Source organism: Mesorhizobium sp. WSM1386, assembly GCF_055901595.1.
Window position 1 is genome coordinate 5,358,796 of the sequence record NZ_CM148373.1, and the last position, 20,186, is coordinate 5,378,981.

A 20,186-nucleotide genomic window follows, 5' to 3' on the forward strand; every position below is an offset into this window, starting at 1 on the left:
TCACTGCTTTCTTTGACGCATGGTCAAACCGGTGACGACATCAGCGCAGGAGACCGCGCTTGCCTGCCTCGACGGCATCCAGCCGTCGCTGTCGCAGTGGACGCGCACCATCTTCGATTTCGGCGAGACCGCATGGCGCGAATACCAGTCGGCCGCCTGGTATGTCGCGCGGCTGAAGCATGAGGGCTTTTCGGTCGAGGAAGGCTCGGGCGGCATGCCGACCGCGTTCTGCGCCCACTGGACGAATGGCGCCGGGCCGACGATCGGCCTCTATGCCGAATATGACGCGGTGCCCGGCAACTGCCAGGACGCGGTGACGGTGAAGCAGCCGCGGCCCGGCCTGGGCTTCAAGGCCGGGGGCCACACCGATCCGCATTCAGGGCTCGGCATGGCGAGCCTCGGCGGCCTGCTTGCGGTCAAGGCGGCCATGCAGCGGCACGGCATTGCCGGCACGTTGCGCTTCACCGGCGAACCCGCCGAGAAGGTGCGCGGCTCGAAGCCGATCCACGCGGCCAAGGGGTATTATGACGGCCTTGCCGGCATGATTTCGTTCCATCCCTTCTACATGCTGCCGCTCTGCAACACGGCGCGCTGGGACACGCATTGCGGTGCCGCCTATTCGATGATCTACCGCTTTGTGTGCGACGAACCCGAAAACTGGGTTCGCGCAGGCGACGGTGCACCGATCCCGCAGGCGCATTCGGCGGTGCGGGCGCCCGGCGCCAACGACGCGCTGATGACGATGTACATGACATCCAAGGCGCTGCGCGATTCCATGCTGCCGCACCAGGGCGGCTGGTCGATCAGCGAGGCGATCCTGACCGCCGGCCAGGCGACCGCCGACAATCTGCCGGCGGGCCTGGCCGAGATCCAATACATGATCCGCGTGCCGACCATTGCCATGGCCGAACAGGTCACTGCCGTGCTCGATCGCAATGCCACGGCCGCCGCCGCGATCAGCGGCTGTCGATTCGAGCGTCACTGGGTATCGAAATCGCGGCCGGGGCTTGCCAACCACGCCATGGCCGAGATCGCCTATGCCGCGCTGTCGACGATCGGGCCGCCGCACTGGGACGAGGCCGCCAGAGCGGTCGCGCGCGAAATCCAGGTCAATGCCGGGGGTACCGCGACGGAAGAACCATTCATCGACGAGCTGGAGCGACTGATCGACCCCAGGCAGGCCGAGGAAATCCTGCGCCGTGACCTGCCGCCGTCGCAGCTGAATTCGACCTCCGACGACTACACCGACATGAGCTGGCATGCGCCGACGGCGAGGTTCTATGTCGCCCGTCCGGCGTTGCGTTCGGCAAGCGGCCAGCCCTACCCGGCCTGGGTGATGAACGCGCTTGGCGGCATTACCGCGACGATCGATCCGATGGTCATCTGTGCGGCCAAGACGGTCGCGCTGGCGGCGCTGCGCTTGCTGGAGGACAAGACCGCCCGCGATGCGGCGATGGACGAGTTCGTCACCCGCACCGGCGGCGGCATCGGCGGGACGAACTGGATCGCGCCGCTCTGCGACTACGACCCGCCGATCCATTTCCGCTGGCCCGAATATGTCACCACCGCGCGCGGCCGCGACTGGTGGATACCGAGCGGTCAACCCAACCAAACCGCATGATCAAAGTACGAGGAGAACCCCATGACAGTCCATGATCGCATCGTCGCCGAACCGTTCTCGCTGCAGCGCCGCAACCCGGCCGGCGGCACCAAGCCGCTGACCGTCTGGGGCTTCGCCAACGAAACCGACGTCTTGACCGACGTCCTGCTTGGCTCGCCGAATTTCCTGCGCCATCTGTCGACCAGTTCGCTGTCGCGCAAGCATCTGCGCGAGGCGCCCTGCAACGTCCAGATCGCGCAGGCGCAGCACAAGGACCTAGTCGCCGCCTATGAGCATTTCGGCGTCAACATCCATTGGCACGAGCCGACGCCGGAACTGCCGATGCAGGTCTACTCGCGCGATTCCAGCGTGATGACGCCTTATGGCGCCATTATCACCGCCATGGCCAACTGGTGGCGGCGCGGCGAGAACTACGCCGCCATCCGCACCTACGAGAAACTCGGCATCCCGATCTACGACATGGTCACGGCGGGCACGTTCGAGGGCGGCGACTTCAACGTCATCGAGGACGGCGTGGTGCTGATCGGTTGCGGCGGCGCCCGCACGCAGGAGGAAGGCGCCCGCCAGGTGCAGGCCTGGTTCGAAAAGGAAGGCTGGGAGACACGCATCGCCTTCATCGACGAGTATTACGTCCATATCGACCTGATGGTGGTGCCGATCGCCGAAAAGCTCACCGCCGTCTGCCTCGCCTGCACCGAGCCCGGCATCGTCGACTGGCTGAAGGGCAAGGGCCACGAGATCATCGACGTGCCGTTCCAGGACACGATGGCACTCGGCTGCAATTTCATGTCGCTCGGCAAGGATCGGGTCATCGCGCCGACCTCCAGCCAAACGCTGATCGGCCAGCTCAAGGCGCGCGGCTTCGAGGTCGCGGCGGTCGACATGAGTGAGATCTCCAAGACCGGCGGCGGCATCCACTGCATGGCGCAGGCGCTGAAACGCGAAGCGGCCTGAGACCGCGCGCTCGCCAGTATCGAGAAGGCGCGCACGTCGTTTGCCCTGGACGGGTCCGTGATGCCAATCCGACGCGTTGTCCATGATCACAGGATGGACAACGCGCCGGATCAGTTTTACGAGTCGGCCCAACCAGCGGAGATATTCGCCTCCCCCTATGAACAAGATCGATACCCACAACAGCAAGGGCAGTGACGAGCGCTCGACCGCCACCAGCCTCTTGCGGCTTGGCACGAGGCTGAAGCTCTCCCGGCAGACACGGGGCCTGACCCTGAAGGCGCTCGCCACCGCCGCCAACTGCTCCGAGAGCCTGCTTTCCAAGGTCGAGAACGGCAAGGTCTCGCCGTCGCTTCCCATGCTCCACCGGCTTGTCGAGGTGCTCGGCACGAACATTGGCTGGATGTTCGAGGAGTCCGATGGCGAGGAAGGCATCGTCTTTCGGGCTGGAGCGCGGCCGTTGATCGCGCTCGATCCGCTCCGGCGCGGCGAAGGCATTTCGCTCGAGCGTGTCATCCCCTATTCGCCGGGCCATCTCCTGCAGTGCAATATCCATCATATCGAGGCGGGCGGTGAAAGCGCCGGCCCGATCCAGCATGCCGGCGAGGAAGTCGGCTATCTCCTGGGAGGCGCCATCGAACTGATGGTCGGTGAGAAGACGTTTCGCCTGTCCGCCGGCGATTCCTTCGTCTTCAATTCGGAACTGCCCCATTGGTACCGCAATGTCGGCGACGAACGCGCCAGCATTTTCTGGGTGAACACGCCCGCGACATTCTGACAGGCGCGCCCCGGTCTCCCTTCGCCGACGCTAATTCAAGTCACTTGACAAGAAATCAAGTATCTTGAATTATGCCCATGCGCTCAGGCGCCATGTGAGCCCGATCAAGGGCCTTTTCGCAAAACCAAGGGGAACCGGAATGCGTCTTACAAAGATCCTTTCAGGCTGCGCCGCGGCCATCGCCATGACCTTCGCGCTTGGTTCTGGCTCCGCCATGGCCGAGACTTATGCACTCGTCACCATCAACCAGCAGGCTCTTTTCTTCAACCAGATCAATGACGGAGCAACAGCCGCTGCGAAGGCTGCCGGCGTCGACCTCGTCATCTTCAACGCCAATAACGTGCCGAGCGCGCAGAACGACGCGATCGAGAACTACATCACCCAGAAGGTCGACGGCATCATTCTCGTCGCCATCGATGTCAACGGTGTGAAACCGGCGATCACCGCGGCCAAGGCCGCCGGCATTCCGGTCATTGCCATCGACGCGCAGATCCCGAACGGCGACAATGTCGCCTTCGTCGGCGTCGACAACACCAAGGCGGGCGAGGATATCGGCAAATTCTACGCCGACTACGTCAAGACCAAGATGAATGGGGCCGCGAAGATCGGCGTTGTCGGCGCGCTCAATTCCTTTATCCAGAACCAGCGCCTCGACGGTTTCAAGAAGGCCGTCGCCGACAGCGGCCAGAAGGTCACCTTCCTCGATACGGTCGACGGCCAGAACGTGCAGGACGTGGCCCTTTCCGCATCGGAAAACCTGATGACCGCCAATGCCGACATGACGACGCTCTATGCGACCGGCGAGCCGGCATTGCTCGGTGCGGTTTCCGCCGTCACCAGCCAGGGCCGCACCGGCGACGTCAAGGTGTTCGGATGGGACCTGACCAAATCGGCGGTGCAAGGTCTCGAGGAAGGCTGGGTGGTCGCCGTCGTCCAGCAGGATCCGGCTGGCGAAGGCAAGGCCGCCATCGAGGCCTTCGGCAAGCTCAAGAAGGGCGAGAAGATCGATCCGATCATCAATGTTCCGATCACCATCGTGACCAAGGAAAATGTCGGCCAGTTCAAGGACATGTTCAAGTAGTATCCTCCCCGGACCGCCGGGCCGCGCATCGACCTGATTGGTTGGCCGCGCGGCCCGACGACCGATTGAACGTGTCGTCCTTCGAGAACTGGAACCATGATGAGCGATGGCGAGACCTACCGCGTCAGGATGACCGGTATTTCCAAACGATACGGCCCCATCCAGACGCTGGATGATGTTTCGCTGACCTTGAAGCCCGGCGAGGTGCTCGGCCTGGTCGGCGACAATGGCGCCGGCAAATCCACCCTGAGCAAGGTTTTGTCGGGCGCGGTCATTCCCGATTCCGGCAGCATCGAGATCGACGGCAAGGCCGTGTCCTTTTCCTCGCCGGCCGATGCCCGCGCCGCTCGGGTGGAGATGGTCTACCAGGACCTTTCGCTCTGCGACACGGTGGATGTGGCGGGCAATCTCTTTCTCGGCCGCGAACCGCGCCGCCACGTTCTTGGCGTCCCCTTTCTCGACAACAGGCGCATGCATGGCGAGACGCGCGAGATGCTCGATCGGCTCGGCATCGTCATCGCCGATACCAGGCTCAAGGTCGAAAACCTCTCCGGCGGCCAGCGGCAGTCGATCGCCATCGGCCGTGCCGCCTCCTTCGACCCATCGGTGCTGATCATGGACGAACCGACGGCGGCCCTCGCGGTGGCGGAAGTCGAGGCGGTCCTGGAGCTCATCCGCGCCGTCAGCGCCCGTGGCGTCAGCGTCATCCTCATCACCCATCGGCTGCAGGATCTGTTCCTGGTCTGCGACCGCATCCAGGTCATGTACGAGGGCCGCAATGTCGCCGAACGCAAGATCGGCGACACCAGCATCGAGGAGGTCGTCAACCTGATCGTCGGCCGGAAATTCAATGCGCGGTCGGCGCGTGCCAGCCGCGATGAGGGGGTACAGCCATGAACGCCACCTCGCCGTCCGCCGAGATCGGCGTTTCGCCGCCCAAACGCCCCCACCAGGGCACATGGAAGGATGTGGCGATAGCCAATGGCAGCGTCGTCTCCATCGCGCTGTTCTTCATCGTCGTCTGCGTGATCTTCTCTCTGGTTACCGGTTCCTTCCTGACGACGCCCAATCTGCTCAACATCGTGCGCCAGTCGGCGCCGCTGCTGATCGTCGCGGCGGCGATGACCTTCGTCATAACCACCGGCGGCATCGATCTCTCGGTCGGTTCGGTGCTGGCGCTTACGGCGACGCTCTCGGCCGTTGCCCTCCAAGCTGGCCTGCCGTGGCCGTTGGTTGTCGTCGCCATGCTGGCGCTTGGAGCGGCGATCGGCGCCCTGCAGGGCTTCTTCATCGCCTATGAGCGCATACCGGCCTTCATCGTCACGCTTGCCGGCCTTTCCGTCATCCGCGGCGTGGCGCTGCTGATCACCGGCGGCTATTCGATCCCGGTCGAGCCGACCAGCTTCTTCGTCAACATCGGCAGGGCCTGGTTCCTCGGCGTGCCGGTGCCGGCGCTACTCGCCCTTCTCGTTCTGATCGTCGCCTATCTCGCCTTCAACCAGACGCCGTTTGGCCGCTATGTCACCGGCATCGGGGCCAATGCCGAAGCCGTGCGCCGCGCCGGTGTCGACACACGCTTCATGACGCTCTTCGTCTATATCCTGTCGGGGATGGCGGCGGCGGTCGCCGGTGTCATCCTGGCGGCCCGGCTCGGCTCCGGCTCATCGAATTCCGGCCAGGGTTTCGAGCTCGATGTCATCGCCGCCGTGGTGCTTGGCGGCACCAGCCTGTTCGGCGGGCGCGGCACGATCATCGGCACCATACTCGGCGCGCTGACCGTCGCGGTCATCGGCAACGGCCTGATCCTGGCACATATGTCGCCCTTCCTGACGCCGATCGTTACCGGCACAATCATTCTCGTTGCCATCTGGCTGAATTTCCGGCTGTTCAAGGGCGCAACGCGGAGCCGCTGACATGGATCATCTGTTCGACGACACGCCAAGGCAAAGGGCGCCGATCGGTGTTCGCTCCGGCACCGTGATGACGGTTGCCGGCCCGGTCGCGATCGCCGACATGGGCGTGACCCTGATGCATGAGCATATCTTGCTCGATGGTTCGACATCGTGGAAATGCCCCTGTCATCCCGACGAGAAGAAGATCGCCGAGCAGCCGGTCAGCATGGAGATCATCGGCGAGCTGCGGATGAACCCCTACATGAACCGCGACAACGTCTCGCTCGACGACAGCGACCTGGCGCTTTCGGAACTGGCCAAGTACAGGGCGCTCGGCGGCCATACCGTCGTCGATGCGACCAATATCGGCATCGGCCGCGATCCGGTGAAGCTGGCGCGCATCGCCCGCAGTTCCGGGTTGCGGATCGTCATGGGCACGGGCTTCTACCTGCAGCACACCCACCCCGACTGGCTGAAGGCGATGAACGTCGACGATGTCACCGAATTCCTCGTCAACGATGTCGGCGGCGGGGCGGTGCAGCCCGAGATCATGGCCGGCATCATCGGCGAGGTCGGCGTCAGCAAGGATTTCACCGACGAGGAACGCAAGTCGCTGCGAGCTTCGGCGCGCGCCTCCAGGATAACCGGCGTGCCGCTGACCATCCACCTGCCCGGCTGGGAACGGCTGGCGCATGACGTGCTCGACGTCGTCGAGGCGGAAGGCGCCGATCTCAGGCACACGGTGCTTTGCCATATGAACCCGAGCCACGACGATCTCGCCTACCAGAGAAGCCTTGCCGCGCGCGGCGCCTTCCTGGAATACGACATGATCGGCATGGATTTCTATTATGCGGACCAGGATGCGCAGTCGCCTTCGGATGAGCAGAATGCGCAGGCAATCCGCTCGCTGATCGACATGGGTCTGGTCGATCGGCTTCTTCTGTCGCAGGACGTGTTTTTGAAGATCATGCTGACGCGCTTTGGCGGCTTCGGCTACGGCTTCCTCCTCAAGCATTTCGTGCCGAGGCTGAAACGCCATGGCGTCGAGCAGTCGGCTATCGACCGCATGCTCATCGACAATCCGAAGACTGTGTTCGCGGAAGGCCCCTGAGCCGCGGATCAAAGCAATCAAGGAGTATACATGTCCAGGAAGAAAGTTCTTCTCGCAGGCGAGTCCTGGGTCTCGACCGCGACCCATATCAAGGGCTTCGACCAGTTTCCGACCGTGACCTATCACACCGGCGCCGATGAACTGCTGGCCGCGCTGAAGGACGGTCCGTTCGACGTCACCTTCATGCCCGCGCATGAGGCGCAGCGGAATTTCCCGCAGACCATGGACGCGCTTTCGGCCTATGACGCGGTCGTGCTTTCCGATCTCGGCGCCAACACGCTGTTGCTTCACCCCGACACCTGGATCCATTCCAAGCCGACGCCGAACCGGCTGCGCCTGCTGCGCGAGTATGTCGGCAATGGCGGCGGCCTGCTGATGTTCGGCGGCTATTACAGCTTCCAGGGCATCAACGGCGGCGCGCGCTATCACAAGACGCCGGTCGAGGATGTTCTGCCGGTCACGTGCCTGCCCATCGACGACCGTGTCGAGGTTCCGGAGGGCTATGCGCCGGCCGTCGTCGGTCCGCAGGATCATCCAATTCTCAAGGGCTTGGGCAAGGATTGGCCGATCCTCCTCGGCTTCAACGAGGTCACGGTCAAGGATGGTGCGGAGGTTCTGGCCACCGTATCTTCCGACTACCGTTCGCTGCCGCTGCTGGTAACCGGCAAATATGGCAAGGGACGGACCGTCGCCTGGACCTCGGACGTCGGCCCGCACTGGCTGCCTCCGGGCTTCATCGCCTGGGGCGGCTACAAGACACTGTTCGAACAGATGCTGGGCTGGGCAACGGCCAAGGACTAGCAAGGGATTAGCCATGCGCGTCCACGTCGTCGGCAATGTCTGCGTCGATACGACGTTTCGACTGGATCGGTTCCCGCGGCCAGGCGAGACGCTGAACGCATCCGAGCATGCCGACGGGCTTGGCGGCAAGGGTGCGAACCAGGCGGTGGCCGCCGCGCGCACCGGAGCCGACGTCCGGTTCTGGACGGCGATCGGCAATGATGCCGCCGGGGCATGGATAAGGGAACAATTGCGCCGCGACCTCGACACCAGCCATCTGACGATGCTGCCCAGGGAGAGCGACCGTTCGACGATCATGGTCGATGCGCGGGGCGAGAACCTCATCGTCACCGGTGCCAGTTGCGCCACTGCCTTCGATCCCCTGGCAGAGAGTGGTTTCGCGGCCTCGATCGAACGCGGCGACATCGTCGTGATGCAGAGCAATCTCCATTCGAATGCAACGACTGCCTGTCTGCGGGCGGCGCATGGCGCTGGCGCCATGACCATCTTCAATCCGAGCCCGCTCGCAACTGGCACGACGCCGCATTTGAGCGACGTCAGCCTCGTCATCGCCAATGCGGGCGAAGCGGCGCAACTGAGCGGAACAGGCGATCCTGACGCGGCCGCCCGCGAGCTGATCCGTCGAGGCGCAGGCACCGCTGTCGTGACGCTTGGGGCGCTTGGCTGCCTCGTCGCCGATGGTGAAGGACGGATCGAGCGGATCGCAGCGCCCAAGGCGGCTGTGACGGACACCAGCGGCGCGGGTGACGTGTTTTGCGGTTGCCTCGCCGGCTGCCTTGCCGCTGGCATGGATCTCGCTGCGGCGGCCAGGGTTGCGGTTCGCGCAGCGGCCGTCTCGGTCGGACGCGCCGGAACGCTCGGCTCCTGCCCCGACAGGCAGGAGATGAAAACGCTCATGGAAACGACGGAAGCGGAAACCGCATGACAAAATCCCCCAAATCCATCGGCTCCAAGCAGGGCGAGAACGACGCGCTGCGATCGATCTTCGGCAGAAGCAAGGTGGTGATCGGCGTCGTCCATCTCGCACCCCTGCCGGGCGCGCCGCGCTATGATGGCGAGGCGATCGAGGCCATCTACCAACGCGGCCTCGACGATGCCAAAGCCTATCTCGATGGCGGTTGCGACGGCGTGATCGTCGAGAACCACGGCGACGTGCCGTTCGCCAAGCCAGATGACATCGGCCCAGAAACCTCCGCCTACATGTCCGTTATCGCCGACCGTATCCGCCGCGAGCTTGGCCGGCCGGTCGGCATCAACGTGCTCGCCAATGCCGCCATTCCCGCGCTGTCGATCGCCAGTGCCTCCGGTTCTTCCTTCGTGCGCGTCAATCAATGGGCCAACGCCTATGTCGCCAATGAGGGCTTTATCGAAGGCGAAGCGGCGCGCGCCATGCGCTTCCGTGCCAGGCTTCGGGCCAACGGCATCCGCATCTTCGCCGACGCACATGTCAAGCATGGCGCCCATGCGATCGTCGGCGACCGGCCGGTCGAGGAACAGGTCAAGGACTTGGTATTCTTCGATGCCGATGCGGTCATCGCCACCGGACAGCGCACCGGCCATGCCGCCGACCTCGGCTATATCAGGATGATCAAGGACGCGGCCGGATTGCCGACGCTTGTCGGCAGCGGGGTGACGCCCGACAACGCCAACGACATCCTCGACATCGTCGACGGCGTCATTGTCGCCAGTTCGTTGAAGCATGACGGGGTCTGGTGGAACCAGGTCGATCCGCAACGGGTGAGCGCCTTCATCCGTGGTCTCAAGCGATGAGGCTTGCGCCGCAGATCGACGGCGAAAGACTGCTCCGACGGCTCGACGCATTTGCCCGGATCGGCGCGACGCCGGCCGGGGGCGTCAACCGGCAGGCGTTCAGCGTCGAGGATCGAGGCGCCCGGCGCCTGCTGGCGGAACTGGCGCTGGAGCGCGGATTCACCGTTTTCCAGGACGGGATCGCGAACCTCTTCATCCGTCGCGAGGGCGCGGACGCAGCACTGCCGCCGCTCCTGATCGGCAGCCATCTCGACAGCCAACCTACGGGCGGCCGCTTCGATGGGGCGCTCGGCACGCTTTCCGCCTTCGAGGTTCTCGAAGCCCTCGAGGACGGGAGGGCTGAGACCCGTATGCCGATCGAGGTCGTCGCCTGGGCCAATGAAGAGGGCAGCCGCTTCGCCCCGGGCGTGATGGGCTCCATGGCGTTCACCGGCGCCGACACCACCGCCTGGAAATCCATCGTCGGCAGCGACGGTGCGTCCCTCGCAAAGGAACTCGACGCGACGATCGCCGCCTTGCCGGAGGCGAGCCTGCGTTCGATCGGCATGCCGATATCAGGTTACATCGAGCTGCATATCGAACAGGGGCCTTCCCTGGAAAAGGAGCAGTTGCCGATCGGTGTCGTGACCGCCGTCCAGGGCACGCGCTGGCTGGAGGTTTCCATCGAGGGCACCGCCGGTCACGCCGGCACCACGGGCCTTGCCTACCGCAGGGATCCGATGGTCGCCGCGATTGCAGCGATACACAAGCTGCAGACGACGATCATGCCGCTCGACAGCAGCGCGCGGCTGACCGTAGGCCGGATCGCCGCCCAACCAGGATCGATCAACGCCATACCGCAGTCGGTGACCTTTACCGTTGACCTCAGGCATCCGTGGCCTGAGCGGCTTGATGCCATCGAGGCCGAGGCGCGCCAGGCCTGCACGGCGGAAGCGGAGGCCCAAGGCTGTACGGCAACGATCAAACGATCCTTCGACATGCCCGGCGCGGCTTTCTCCGCCGATATGATCAAGATCGTCGAGGAGGCTGTCGGGTCGCTGCGGCTGTCGCACAAGCAGATGATATCGGGCGCCTTCCATGACGCGCTGTTCATCGCCCGCGTGGCGCCTGCCGCGATGATCTTCGTGCCGTGCCGCGATGGGCTCAGCCACAACGAGGCGGAATATGTGGAGCCCGCGGACGCGATCACCGGAACGCGGGTCCTGCTGCTGGCGGCCATCGCGGCGGCTTCGTCGCTCGGACTGCGGCGATAATCATTTCCAACAAACCTTGCGGCTGTGTCCTCGCCGCCCTTGTGAGCGCCGGCAAAATGGATGAATAGTCAGGACAGGGCGCGGCCCTGAAATTGCCTGCTTGCGGTTTTCAGGTTGCGTCACAGCCGAGCCGGGTTTTTGAATGGTCGATCCTGAGCCACGCAAGAGAAGAGGTCCGCTCGCCGCCCGGCTGCTGGCGCTGGACGCTTGGCTCGATTCCTCGCTCTACGAGATCGGGTTCAAGGCGCGCCAGTTCTGGGAGGCCGCGACGATCTTCTCGCGACGTTTCCGTCTCAAGGGCTGGCGCCGCGGCATCGTCGAACTTTTGAGCGAAGGCTTTACGCTCGGTGCCGGCGGCATCGTCGTCATGCTGGCGCTGGCCATTCCGGCGTTCCAGGACACGTCGGGCGACTGGCGGGCGCAGGGGGACTTCGCCGTCACCTTCCTCGACCGTTACGGCAACGAGATCGGCCAGCGCGGCATTATCCAGCGCGATTCCGTGCCGGTCGACGAGATGCCCGATCATGTCATCAAGGCGGTGCTCGCCACCGAGGATCGCCGCTTTTTCGACCATTACGGCATCGATGTGCTCGGCCTTTCCAGGGCCATCTTCGAGAATGTGCGGGCGAATTCGGTCGTCCAGGGCGGCTCCAGCATCACCCAGCAGCTGGCCAAGAACCTGTTCCTGACCAATGAGCGGACCTTCGAGCGCAAGATCAAGGAAGCCTTCCTGTCGCTGTGGCTCGAGGCCAACCTGTCGAAGAAAGAAATCCTGCAGCTCTATCTCGACCGCGCCTATATGGGCGGCGGCACGTTCGGCATCGAGGCGGCGGCGGATTTCTATTTCGGCAAGAGCGTCAAGGATCTGAACCTCGCCGAGGCCGCCATGCTGGCCGGCTTGTTCAAGGCGCCGACCAAATATGCGCCGCACATCAACCTGCCGGCGGCGCGTGCGCGCGCCAATGTGGTGCTGTCCAACCTCGTCGATTCCGGCTTCATGACCGAAGGCCAGGTGCTGCAGGCCAGGCTGCATCCCGCCGACGTCGTCGATCGCGGCGAACAGAAGAGCCCAGATTACTACCTCGACTGGGCGTTCGACGAGGTCAAGAAGATCGCCAAGCCTGGCCAGCATTCGCTGGTTGCCCACACCACCTTCGACGCCAACATCCAGAAGGCGGCGGAGGAGTCCGTCGAGTTCCACCTGCGCCAGTTCGGCAAGGAGTACAACGTCACCGAAGGTGCCGTGGTGGTCATCGAGACCAACGGCGCGGTGCGGGCGATCGTCGGCGGGCGCGACTACGGCGCCAGCCAGTTCAACCGCGCCACCAAGGCGCTGCGCCAAACCGGCTCGTCGTTCAAGCCCTACGTCTACGCCACGGCGATGGAACACGGTTTTACGCCGAACTCGATCATCTCGGGCGGGCCGATCAGCTGGGGCAACTGGTCGCCGCACAATTACAGCGGCGGGTCGGCTGGCAACGTCACGTTGCTCATGGCGATGGCGAAGTCGATCAACACGGTGCCGGTGCGACTGGCCAAGGACCATCTCGGCATCGCTCCCATCAAGGCGATGGCGGAAGCGTTTGGCGTGGAATCGCCGCTTGAGGGACACAAAACGATGGTGCTCGGCACTTCGGGCATGACCGTGATGGACCAGGCGACCGGCTACAGCGTGTTTGCCCAGAACGGCTTCGTCGGCTCCAGGCATGGCATCACGCAGCTCGTCACCCGTACTGGCGACGTGGTGTATGACTGGACCAAGGACGCGCCGCCGCCGCATCGTGTGCTCTCCGAGCAGGCGTTGAAATCCATGAACACCATGCTGACGGCCGTACCGGTGATAGGCACGGCACGGCGCGCCCAGATCCCCAACATCGTCGTCGCCGGTAAGACTGGCACGACGCAATCCTACCGCGATGCCTGGTTTGTCGGCTTCACCGGCAACTACACGGCGGCCGTGTGGCTAGGCAACGATGACTTCACCCCAACCAAGAACATGACTGGTGGCTCGCTGCCGGCGATGGTGTGGCAGCGGCTGATGGTCTACGCGCATCAGAACATCGACTTGAAGCCGATCCCCGGCATCGACAAGCCGTTCGTCGACGAGGAGATCGCGGCCAAGGCCGCGGAAGCCCAGAAGAAGAGCGAGGACCAGGCGGCAGCCGAAGCCGCCGCCGAACGCCCGCCGGTGCTGTCCAGCCGAACCACGCAGACGCTGAGGGACATGACCCAACTGTTCCAGACGGCCCCCAGGCTCGACGCCTCCACCACGCCCGAAACGCTTTCGGCGTTGTGACACCGTCCGGCGCGAACCGGCCCACAGGCAAATACATCTCGCCGGCTTGCCACGAGGCCCCGCGCCGCGATATCCCCGAGCGGCAATCTCTGTGAACCCGGCCCTTCATGCTCAAAAATGCCTTCCTGATGCTGCTTTCGCTTGCCATAGCCATTGGCGGCGGCAGCGCCAGCGTCTGGTATGCGCTGAAGATACAGGACGGTGTCGGCGCGATCAGGATCGGCCAATGGACCGCTTTTCCCGACATTGGCACGCCGGCCGCGGACCCCTATTCCAAGGCGCGCGTGGCACGCGAGGGTGTGCTAACGCTCGGCCGTGCGGAAGGCCTGTCCTTCGTCGCGGAAAATGACGCTGCCGGCGATCAGCTCAAGCGGCAATGCACCTACACGATAGAGGGAGGGTTTCCGACCGCCCGCTTCTGGACGCTCTATGCCGCCGACCAATCGCTCGGCGTCGTCGAAACCGGCAAACCGCGACTTGCGGCACTTCAGTCCTACGAGGTGGTTCGCCAGCCCGACAATTCGGTGATCATTTCCGCCGGCCATCACCCAATGCCCGGCAACTGGCTTCTGACCGACGGTTCTGGGCGGATGTATTTCGTCCTAACCTTCTACGACACGCCGATCGCCAGCAGCACCGGCCTGTCGGACGTTTCGCTGCCCAAGATCGTGAAGGTGGGCTGCGATGCGTAGCGTCCATGCCGCGATGCGAAGGCTCTTTCACGCCGTCCTGCTCGGCCTCGTCGGCGCCGGCATCGTCCACATCGTCGTCTTGCTTCTGGTGCCGGAATTTTCGGAACGTGACGCCTGGTCGCGTCTTTCCATGGCCTCGGATCTCTACAGGATGAACCGGCTCGATGCCGAGGCGGGCGGTGCGCCGGTGGTGAAATCGGTCGATCCGCTGTTTTATGCCACGGCCTGCCGCTTCGACCTTGACGAGGGAATTGTCCGGATCAGGGCGCCGGGAAACGTGCCCTTCTGGTCGGTGTCGGTCTATGACCGCAGCGGCCACAATATCTATTCCTTCAACGACCATACCGCGACAGGCGGCAAACTGGATGCCGTGGTGCTGACGCCGGCGCAGATGATCGACGTGCGCAAGGACCTTCCCGAGGATATGCAGGGAGCGATCTTCGTCGAGGCGCCGATCAACGAGGGCATTTTCGTCATCCGCAGCTTCGTGCCGGACGACAGCTGGAAGCCGATCGTGTCGCGCTTTCTCGATCAGAGTTCCTGCGAGCTGCAGGACTTCTAGCGCCGCCTAGATCCGTTTGAGCACCACGCTTCAATGGTGCGGAACAGGCTTCGTCCGCGATGATCCCGGCGTGTCCGGATCGACAGGCCGCACCTCGCCGGCCTGGGACCGCTCGTAGCGGATGCCGGGAAAGATGATCACCGCCGCCGGTATTTCGGTGGCTTGCTTTACTCGATTGGTCGGTGCCGTTCGCGGCACGAAAGACAGTACCATGCCCATGATTCGCGCATTCCTCTCGGTTTCCCCGGAGCACAACGCAACGCCTCCAAATGTTATTAAGGCCGGCAGAGGGTTAACGGAGCGCTAACGGATCATCGCTAACTTGATCTTTGTTCCGAGGTCAGCACGTTCTGACCGAGGCAATCGCGAAACCGGCACAGCCCGGTTGAGCGTGGCCAAGTGTGTATCGAGTATCGGGCGTATCCTTCGTGTCATCTTCGGACTTCAGGCAAATCGCTGTTCGAACGGAATCGGGAAGGGCCGAAAGGCTGTTCCGCGCCGCTGTGTCGGCATTCTGCTCGCTGACACGCCCGTCCCGCCGCGAGATCGGCCAGCTCGAGGACCTGACGCTGCCGCTGTTCGACGATGTGTCCCTTGAATCGCGACGCTACGTGGCAGCCGCCCTTTCCGAATGCGAATATGCGCCCGCCGCGCTGGTGCGCCGCCTGTGCGAGGAACCGGTCGACGTCGCCGCGCCGCTGCTCATCCGCTCGCGCGCAGTCAGTGACATCGACCTCATTGCGCTGATCGGCCGGCATGGCCTGCCGCACGCACGCGCCATCGCGCGGCGCAAGGATCTGAACCCGACCATCGCCGACCTGATCAGGGCGCTTGAAAGACCGACCCTGGTGCGCGTGCGCGATCCAGAGGCGCAAGCTCCAACGGCGCCGACGGCGCCGATCGCGGCCGCCGCCACCGCGGACGTGGCGCAAGACAGTGCGGCAGCACAACAGGCCTCCGGCATTGCCGCCGAGAACGCACGGCGCAGGCTGCGCTCCATGATGCGCACCGGCGACGAGGCCTTGGCGGCGCAGGTCGATGCGTTCCCTGGCTCGGATACCTATGTCAAACTGCGCGAGACGGCACTGACGGGAAACGCCGCCTTCTTCCAGACCGCCCTTGCGGATGCCCTCGACATCGATTTCTCGACCGCACGATCGCTGACCGCCAACCAGAATTATGCCCCGCTGCTTGCGGCGCTGCGCTCGCTCGATTTCAGCGAGGACCGGGCATTCCTGATCACGGTCGCCGTCTATCCCGGCCTGTTCCCGCATCCGCAGGCGATCCGCACCTACCTCGACCGCTACCGGCTGCTGCATCGCGACGTGGCGCTGGAGAGGGTGCGGGGCTGGAAGGCCGAAATGCTGCATAAAGCGGTTCGCGAGGCCGCGCCTGCAAACGGCGACAGCCGCACGGCGTCGAACAGCGACGATGCCGTGACGTCCTCCGGCCTCAGGGCATCTTCACGGAAATAAGCTCCTCGACGGAGACGGCGCCGGCTTCGATTTCGACCACCCAAATGTCGGGATCGAACTTCTTTTCCCTTTCGAGGCGCGCGTCGAGCACGGCGGCATCGTTGCCGGCGGCAAGCAGGGTGAAGAAGCGGTCGTCGGGCCTGGCCGAATCGTAGCTGGTCTGCGGCGCCGGTCCATAGAGGGCCATTTCACCCATCCTGTCCCGCGCCAGCACGAAAACAGCACCTGCCTCGGTCGCCCCGCGCTTGACCACGGCGGCAAATCCGCCGGCGCTGAAAATCCGGCGCAACAGGGCCGAAACCCAGAGATCCGATGTGACGCGCATGAAAACTCCGCAAAGCGTGCGGGCTATGTATCGCTGTTTCCGCGGCTCGGCGAGCCGTCATTTCGCCGTTAGTTAGTCAGGCCGATCTCGCGCATCTTGACGTAGACGATCTCATCGGGTTCGCCAGTCTGCGGCAACCCGAACAGCGACTGGAATTCCTTGATCGCCGCCTTGGTGCGGGCGCCGACGACCCCATCCAGTTGCATGTCGTCATTGCCGAACGCCTTCAGTCCGGCCTGGATCTTGACGATGCGAGGATCAGGCCCCTGCAACGCTGCATTCGTCTCCAAGTCATTCTGCCCAGAACTTGTCTGCCCAGAACCTGTCTGCAAAGACACCGGAACGGCGGCCGGCGTGCCCGGACGCGGCTGCGGTTTCGGCACGGCGGCGGTCTTCGGCGTCGCGCCCAGTTGATCCAGCAGCAGCGCGTCGATCTCGCCGGAGGCGTTGAGCCCGACCTTCTGCTGGTAGGCTTCTATGGCCTTGTGCGTATTGGGGCCCGAAATGCCGTCGACCGTGCCGGAATAGAAGTCGAGGTCCTTCAATATGCCTTGCACCTGCTCGACCACCGGATCGCCCTTGATCGGGGCGGGCGCCGCATTAGGCCGCACGATGTTGATCGTGGTCTCGGGCTCGTCGGCGGCCGTATGCGGAAATCCCTGGAAGCTGCGGGTGGCGAAAAACGCCCCGGCATGCGGGAAAGGCTGATACCACAGCGCATTCGCCGAGACATAGAACAGCGTCACCAGGAATGCCGTCGATCCGCCCACCAGGACAGGATTGCGCGAAATCATGCCGCCGACGGCAATGGCGCCGTCCTGAAAGGCATTGCTGCGGCGTTTGACCGCCTTAGGCCGTCTTGCGGAGCGAGCCATCCCTGTCCCCTTTCGCCCTCATCACCGGCATCGTCAGCACTCCGGTCTGATTGACTGGGCGCCCCTTCGGCCCGTTGACCGGCAGGCTGATGGTCACCGTGGTGCCCTCGCCCGGCATGCTTTCGATCGACATCGTGCCTTCGTGCAGCGCCACCAGGCCCTTCACCAGGGAAAGGCCAAGACCGGTGCCCTCGAAACGGCGGGTATAGTCGTTCTGGATCTGCATGAAGGGCTTGCCGAGATTGGCGAAATCCTCCTCGGCGATGCCGATGCCGGTGTCCCTGACCCAGAAATGCAGACGCGAGCCGATCCGCTTGGCGCCGACGACGACATCGCCACCATCAGGCGTGAACTTGACCGCATTGGAAACGAGATTGATGAGGATCTGCTGCACGGCCCGGCGATCGGCGTTGATATCGCCGGCGTCCGGCGCGATCTGCGTCTGCAGGTCGATGTTCTTGGCTTGCGCCTGCAGCCGCATCATCGACTGGCACATTTCCACGGCTTCCATGAACCGGAACGGCTCCGGTTCCGTTGCGTAGGCGCCCGATTCGATCCTCGATACGTCGAGTATGGATGTCACGACGGCCAGCAGATGTTGGCCGGAATCGCGCACCAGGCCGACATATTCCTTCTGGCGCGGGTCCTTGAAGGCGCCGAACATCTCGTGCAGCAGCATGTCCGAGAAGCCGATGATGGCATTCAACGGCGTGCGCAGTTCATGGCTCACCACCGCCAGGAACCGGCCCTTGGCCACTTCGGCGGCGGCCGCCGCCTCATTGGCCTGCGCCAGTTCTTCGCGCAGCCGGGCGGTCTCGTCATTCTCGCGCAGGACAAGCGTGAAGACATCGCCCTGCTCCTCGCCGCGCATCAGTTCGAGCGCGAACGGCCGATAATTGTCAGCCATCAGGCGATTGTCACCTTGGCCATTGCCGTTCTGGGGCAACCTGATGCGCAGTTCGACGCGGCGCGATAGGGCGCCATCGCGCATGTCGGCCAAGGCGCTGAGATAGGCGACACGGTCGGACAGATGGACGCGGTCGAAGAAGCCGGTTCCCGAAAGCAACTCCGGCGGCAATTTCAAAAGCGTCCGTGCCCTGGCCGAGGCGTCCAGGACTTCGCCATGGCGAGCGACGCGCAGGACCACCGCATCGATGATATCTTCCAGCCGATCCCCCGTATCGGCTCTATCGGCCGCATCGGCGGTGTCGCGAAACGCTGATATGCGCGGCACGACCGTGAGCGCCCAGGCCAGCGGCATCAGCCAATGCCAGGCGGCGATCTGCGCGCCCGCGAATGGAAGGAAGGCCGCGGACAGCGGCTGAAGGGCAATGGCGACGACGGCCGAGGCAGCGCCCCATAGCGCCGCACGCCGCGAGGCGCCGATCCACCAGGCTTCGAACGGCAGCGCCACGAGAAGCATGGCGACAGGAGAACTCAAGCCGCCGGCGGCACTGATAAGGCCACCAAGCGCAACAGCCGCCATCGCCAGTGCGATCCGTGCCGCCACGGCCATCTTGCCGGTCGCCGCCGCCAGCAGGGCGATGAACCAGCACAGACCGAAGGCCGCGAAGATGGCGGCCATGGTCACCGCGGCGCCCATGCCCGATGTAACCAGTGTGACCGCGGCACCGGCTGCGAAGAACGGCGCCGCCAGCATGACGCCGATGAAGCGGCGCTGGCGCTCGCGGTCGCCCTGACCGAGAATGGAGGGATGGACCATACGTTCGCAACCGGCGGCAATCGCGCCAGGCAATTCAGCGTATCTGGCCTTGATCGGCATCAACTCAACGCACTCGCACTCGTCGTGAACAGCTCTGCTTCCGCAGATTGTTTTGATTGGCTCTGAAACTCTCATCCAGCGTTTAAGGAATGGATAAGGGCAGGCCCGACCAAAGCCCGGCCTGTGTCAAATATCGGGATGCTTGCCGTCGAAAACCCGGGCAAATGCCGCCATAGTAAATGGAGGGTTATCCGGGAACGCCTGCCCCCAGTGGACCAGGGGTGGGCACGAAAACGCTCGAGTTTTAGAAAAGCGCAATGGAAACAGCCAGATAAATGGTTATTGTCCGGTAACGAAAATCGCCCCAATATGAGACAAATCAATCGCAAAATGCTTCGTTTCGAATTTGCCTAAAATTTGAGGAAAATTGTCGGATGACCCGCAAGCCGTCCTTCGTGCCTGTGTGCCAACATCCTGCCATAAAGAGGTCATGCCATGTGATGCATGGTCCGGTCACGACGAGAGGCAAGGCATGTTCTTCCTGATAAGAATGGCTTTCTGGTTTTCCCTGGTGCTGCTGGCGCTGCCCCTGACTGCCGGTTCGGACGAACCAGGGCAGGAAAGCGTCGGGCCGATCCAGGCCTTGTTCGCGGCACGCGACGCAGTCGGTGACATTGCCGGCATTTGCGAGCGCAAGCCCGATGTCTGCGAAACCGGCAAGTCCGCCATGCACACCATCACGGCACGCGCCAAGGAGACCGCCAAGATCGCGGCGGCGATGCTGGACGACAAATCCGCCGGCCCCGACACTTCGACAATGACCGGCAGCGTGGCCGAGAACATCGTGCTGCCCGAGACAGTCAACGTGCCGGTAAAGAATTAAGCCGTCTCGACGGCGCACCGCGGGGCGTCTGCCCTCTCGACGCCCGCGGTGTCCTTGTTTTTTCCGTGACGCGACGCCGCTGGGGTTTTTTCCGTGA

General features: G+C 63.9%; 20 protein-coding genes. 16 read left to right on the plus strand and 4 right to left on the minus strand.

Features of this window, described 5'->3' with window-relative positions; translation table 11 throughout:
- Positions 1 to 19 precede the first annotated feature (19 nt).
- The 14 genes from AC0NIH_RS26400 (at position 20) to AC0NIH_RS26465 (ending at position 14,808) form a co-directional block, all read left to right on the plus strand.
- On the plus strand, positions 20 to 1,621 hold the full coding sequence (locus AC0NIH_RS26400; protein WP_473462599.1) for a zinc-binding metallopeptidase family protein: 1,602 nt from the start codon (positions 20 to 22) through the stop codon (positions 1,619 to 1,621).
- A 21-nt stretch (positions 1,622 to 1,642) separates the two neighbouring features.
- Positions 1,643 to 2,575 (plus strand): dimethylarginine dimethylaminohydrolase family protein, encoded by a 933-nt coding sequence (locus AC0NIH_RS26405; RefSeq protein WP_023764372.1) that lies wholly within the window; start codon positions 1,643 to 1,645, stop codon positions 2,573 to 2,575.
- A 157-nt stretch (positions 2,576 to 2,732) separates the two neighbouring features.
- A complete protein-coding gene (locus tag AC0NIH_RS26410; RefSeq protein ID WP_473462603.1) occupies positions 2,733 to 3,350 on the plus strand; it encodes a cupin domain-containing protein in 618 nt (205 codons plus the stop codon).
- A gap of 139 nt (positions 3,351 to 3,489) precedes the next feature.
- On the plus strand, positions 3,490 to 4,431 hold the full coding sequence (locus AC0NIH_RS26415) for an ABC transporter substrate-binding protein (RefSeq protein ID WP_473462605.1): 942 nt from the start codon (positions 3,490 to 3,492) through the stop codon (positions 4,429 to 4,431).
- Between the two features lie 96 nt (positions 4,432 to 4,527).
- Positions 4,528 to 5,328 (plus strand): ATP-binding cassette domain-containing protein, encoded by an 801-nt coding sequence (locus AC0NIH_RS26420; RefSeq protein ID WP_473462608.1) that lies wholly within the window; start codon positions 4,528 to 4,530, stop codon positions 5,326 to 5,328.
- A complete protein-coding gene (locus AC0NIH_RS26425) occupies positions 5,325 to 6,344 on the plus strand; it encodes an ABC transporter permease (protein ID WP_473462610.1) in 1,020 nt (339 codons plus the stop codon). The genes AC0NIH_RS26420 and AC0NIH_RS26425 overlap by 4 nt, the downstream gene beginning before the upstream one ends.
- 1 nt (position 6,345) lies before the next feature.
- Positions 6,346 to 7,434: a phosphotriesterase family protein gene (locus AC0NIH_RS26430; protein ID WP_473462612.1), complete on the plus strand. Its 1,089-nt coding sequence runs from the start codon at positions 6,346 to 6,348 to the stop codon at positions 7,432 to 7,434.
- Positions 7,435 to 7,464: 30 nt separating this feature from the next.
- Positions 7,465 to 8,235: a glutamine amidotransferase gene (locus AC0NIH_RS26435; protein WP_013896450.1), complete on the plus strand. Its 771-nt coding sequence runs from the start codon at positions 7,465 to 7,467 to the stop codon at positions 8,233 to 8,235.
- A gap of 13 nt (positions 8,236 to 8,248) precedes the next feature.
- The gene (locus tag AC0NIH_RS26440) at positions 8,249 to 9,160 is read left to right on the plus strand and encodes a ribokinase (RefSeq protein ID WP_473462614.1); all 912 of its coding nucleotides are present in this window, start codon (positions 8,249 to 8,251) and stop codon (positions 9,158 to 9,160) included.
- Positions 9,157 to 10,005, plus strand: coding sequence for a BtpA/SgcQ family protein (locus AC0NIH_RS26445; protein WP_023777926.1), 849 nt, complete (start codon positions 9,157 to 9,159; stop codon positions 10,003 to 10,005). The genes AC0NIH_RS26440 and AC0NIH_RS26445 overlap by 4 nt, the downstream gene beginning before the upstream one ends.
- A complete protein-coding gene (locus AC0NIH_RS26450) occupies positions 10,002 to 11,258 on the plus strand; it encodes a Zn-dependent hydrolase (protein WP_473462617.1) in 1,257 nt (418 codons plus the stop codon). Before AC0NIH_RS26445 ends, AC0NIH_RS26450 begins: the two co-directional genes overlap by 4 nt.
- 142 nt (positions 11,259 to 11,400) lie before the next feature.
- Positions 11,401 to 13,554 carry a transglycosylase domain-containing protein gene (locus AC0NIH_RS26455; RefSeq protein WP_023777928.1) on the plus strand — a complete coding sequence of 718 codons (2,154 nt, stop codon included), beginning with the start codon at positions 11,401 to 11,403 and terminating at the stop codon, positions 13,552 to 13,554.
- A 107-nt stretch (positions 13,555 to 13,661) separates the two neighbouring features.
- Entirely contained in the window at positions 13,662 to 14,246 is a 585-nt protein-coding gene (locus AC0NIH_RS26460) for a DUF1214 domain-containing protein (protein ID WP_473462620.1), read from the plus strand.
- Positions 14,239 to 14,808, plus strand: a complete 570-nt coding sequence (locus AC0NIH_RS26465) for a DUF1254 domain-containing protein (protein WP_023764383.1) — start codon at positions 14,239 to 14,241, stop codon at positions 14,806 to 14,808. The genes AC0NIH_RS26460 and AC0NIH_RS26465 overlap by 8 nt, the downstream gene beginning before the upstream one ends.
- A gap of 30 nt (positions 14,809 to 14,838) precedes the next feature.
- Here AC0NIH_RS26465 and AC0NIH_RS26470 read toward each other — a convergent pair whose 3' ends face one another.
- The gene (locus tag AC0NIH_RS26470; RefSeq protein ID WP_023764384.1) at positions 14,839 to 15,027 is read right to left on the minus strand and encodes a hypothetical protein; all 189 of its coding nucleotides are present in this window, start codon (positions 15,025 to 15,027) and stop codon (positions 14,839 to 14,841) included.
- Between the two features lie 209 nt (positions 15,028 to 15,236).
- On the opposite strand from AC0NIH_RS26470, the gene AC0NIH_RS26475 reads away from it, so the two are divergent.
- A complete protein-coding gene (locus AC0NIH_RS26475; protein WP_473462622.1) occupies positions 15,237 to 16,283 on the plus strand; it encodes a hypothetical protein in 1,047 nt (348 codons plus the stop codon).
- On the opposite strand, the gene AC0NIH_RS26480 is transcribed toward AC0NIH_RS26475, so the two are convergent.
- The 3 genes from AC0NIH_RS26480 to AC0NIH_RS26490 all read right to left on the minus strand — a co-directional run bounded on the left by AC0NIH_RS26480 (position 16,261) and on the right by AC0NIH_RS26490 (position 19,206).
- Positions 16,261 to 16,608, minus strand: coding sequence for a DUF1491 family protein (locus AC0NIH_RS26480; RefSeq protein ID WP_473462625.1), 348 nt, complete (start codon positions 16,606 to 16,608; stop codon positions 16,261 to 16,263). The two genes, AC0NIH_RS26475 and AC0NIH_RS26480, sit on opposite strands and share 23 nt — an antisense overlap.
- A 68-nt stretch (positions 16,609 to 16,676) precedes the next feature.
- Positions 16,677 to 17,483, minus strand: coding sequence for a peptidoglycan-binding domain-containing protein (locus tag AC0NIH_RS26485; protein WP_473462627.1), 807 nt, complete (start codon positions 17,481 to 17,483; stop codon positions 16,677 to 16,679).
- Positions 17,458 to 19,206: a sensor histidine kinase gene (locus AC0NIH_RS26490; protein WP_473462630.1), complete on the minus strand. Its 1,749-nt coding sequence runs from the start codon at positions 19,204 to 19,206 to the stop codon at positions 17,458 to 17,460. The genes AC0NIH_RS26485 and AC0NIH_RS26490 overlap by 26 nt, the downstream gene beginning before the upstream one ends.
- 532 nt (positions 19,207 to 19,738) lie before the next feature.
- Between AC0NIH_RS26490 and AC0NIH_RS26495 the strand changes: the two genes are divergently transcribed.
- The gene (locus tag AC0NIH_RS26495) at positions 19,739 to 20,089 is read left to right on the plus strand and encodes a DUF5330 domain-containing protein (RefSeq protein ID WP_473462633.1); all 351 of its coding nucleotides are present in this window, start codon (positions 19,739 to 19,741) and stop codon (positions 20,087 to 20,089) included.
- The last annotated feature ends 97 nt before the right edge of the window (positions 20,090 to 20,186 follow it).

Excerpts from the sequence above, each read along its gene's own strand:
- AC0NIH_RS26435 (WP_013896450.1), top strand. The coding sequence starts at position 7,465 with ATGTCCAGGAAGAAAGTTCTTCTCGCAGGCGAGTCCTGGGTCTCGACC.
- AC0NIH_RS26465 (WP_023764383.1), top strand. The coding sequence starts at position 14,239 with ATGCGTAGCGTCCATGCCGCGATGCGAAGGCTCTTTCACGCCGTCCTG.
- AC0NIH_RS26495 (WP_473462633.1), top strand. The coding sequence starts at position 19,739 with ATGTTCTTCCTGATAAGAATGGCTTTCTGGTTTTCCCTGGTGCTGCTG.
- AC0NIH_RS26430 (WP_473462612.1), top strand. The coding sequence starts at position 6,346 with ATGGATCATCTGTTCGACGACACGCCAAGGCAAAGGGCGCCGATCGGT.
- AC0NIH_RS26420 (WP_473462608.1), top strand. The coding sequence starts at position 4,528 with ATGATGAGCGATGGCGAGACCTACCGCGTCAGGATGACCGGTATTTCC.
- AC0NIH_RS26410 (WP_473462603.1), top strand. The coding sequence starts at position 2,733 with ATGAACAAGATCGATACCCACAACAGCAAGGGCAGTGACGAGCGCTCG.
- AC0NIH_RS26440 (WP_473462614.1), top strand. The coding sequence starts at position 8,249 with ATGCGCGTCCACGTCGTCGGCAATGTCTGCGTCGATACGACGTTTCGA.
- AC0NIH_RS26400 (WP_473462599.1), top strand. The coding sequence starts at position 20 with ATGGTCAAACCGGTGACGACATCAGCGCAGGAGACCGCGCTTGCCTGC.
- AC0NIH_RS26405 (WP_023764372.1), top strand. The coding sequence starts at position 1,643 with ATGACAGTCCATGATCGCATCGTCGCCGAACCGTTCTCGCTGCAGCGC.
- AC0NIH_RS26450 (WP_473462617.1), top strand. The coding sequence starts at position 10,002 with ATGAGGCTTGCGCCGCAGATCGACGGCGAAAGACTGCTCCGACGGCTC.
- AC0NIH_RS26415 (WP_473462605.1), top strand. The coding sequence starts at position 3,490 with ATGCGTCTTACAAAGATCCTTTCAGGCTGCGCCGCGGCCATCGCCATG.
- AC0NIH_RS26455 (WP_023777928.1), top strand. The coding sequence starts at position 11,401 with ATGGTCGATCCTGAGCCACGCAAGAGAAGAGGTCCGCTCGCCGCCCGG.
- AC0NIH_RS26470 (WP_023764384.1), bottom strand. The coding sequence starts at position 15,027 with ATGGGCATGGTACTGTCTTTCGTGCCGCGAACGGCACCGACCAATCGA.
- AC0NIH_RS26445 (WP_023777926.1), top strand. The coding sequence starts at position 9,157 with ATGACAAAATCCCCCAAATCCATCGGCTCCAAGCAGGGCGAGAACGAC.
- AC0NIH_RS26480 (WP_473462625.1), bottom strand. The coding sequence starts at position 16,608 with ATGCGCGTCACATCGGATCTCTGGGTTTCGGCCCTGTTGCGCCGGATT.
- AC0NIH_RS26425 (WP_473462610.1), top strand. The coding sequence starts at position 5,325 with ATGAACGCCACCTCGCCGTCCGCCGAGATCGGCGTTTCGCCGCCCAAA.
- AC0NIH_RS26460 (WP_473462620.1), top strand. The coding sequence starts at position 13,662 with ATGCTCAAAAATGCCTTCCTGATGCTGCTTTCGCTTGCCATAGCCATT.
- AC0NIH_RS26490 (WP_473462630.1), bottom strand. The coding sequence starts at position 19,206 with ATGGTCCATCCCTCCATTCTCGGTCAGGGCGACCGCGAGCGCCAGCGC.
- AC0NIH_RS26485 (WP_473462627.1), bottom strand. The coding sequence starts at position 17,483 with ATGGCTCGCTCCGCAAGACGGCCTAAGGCGGTCAAACGCCGCAGCAAT.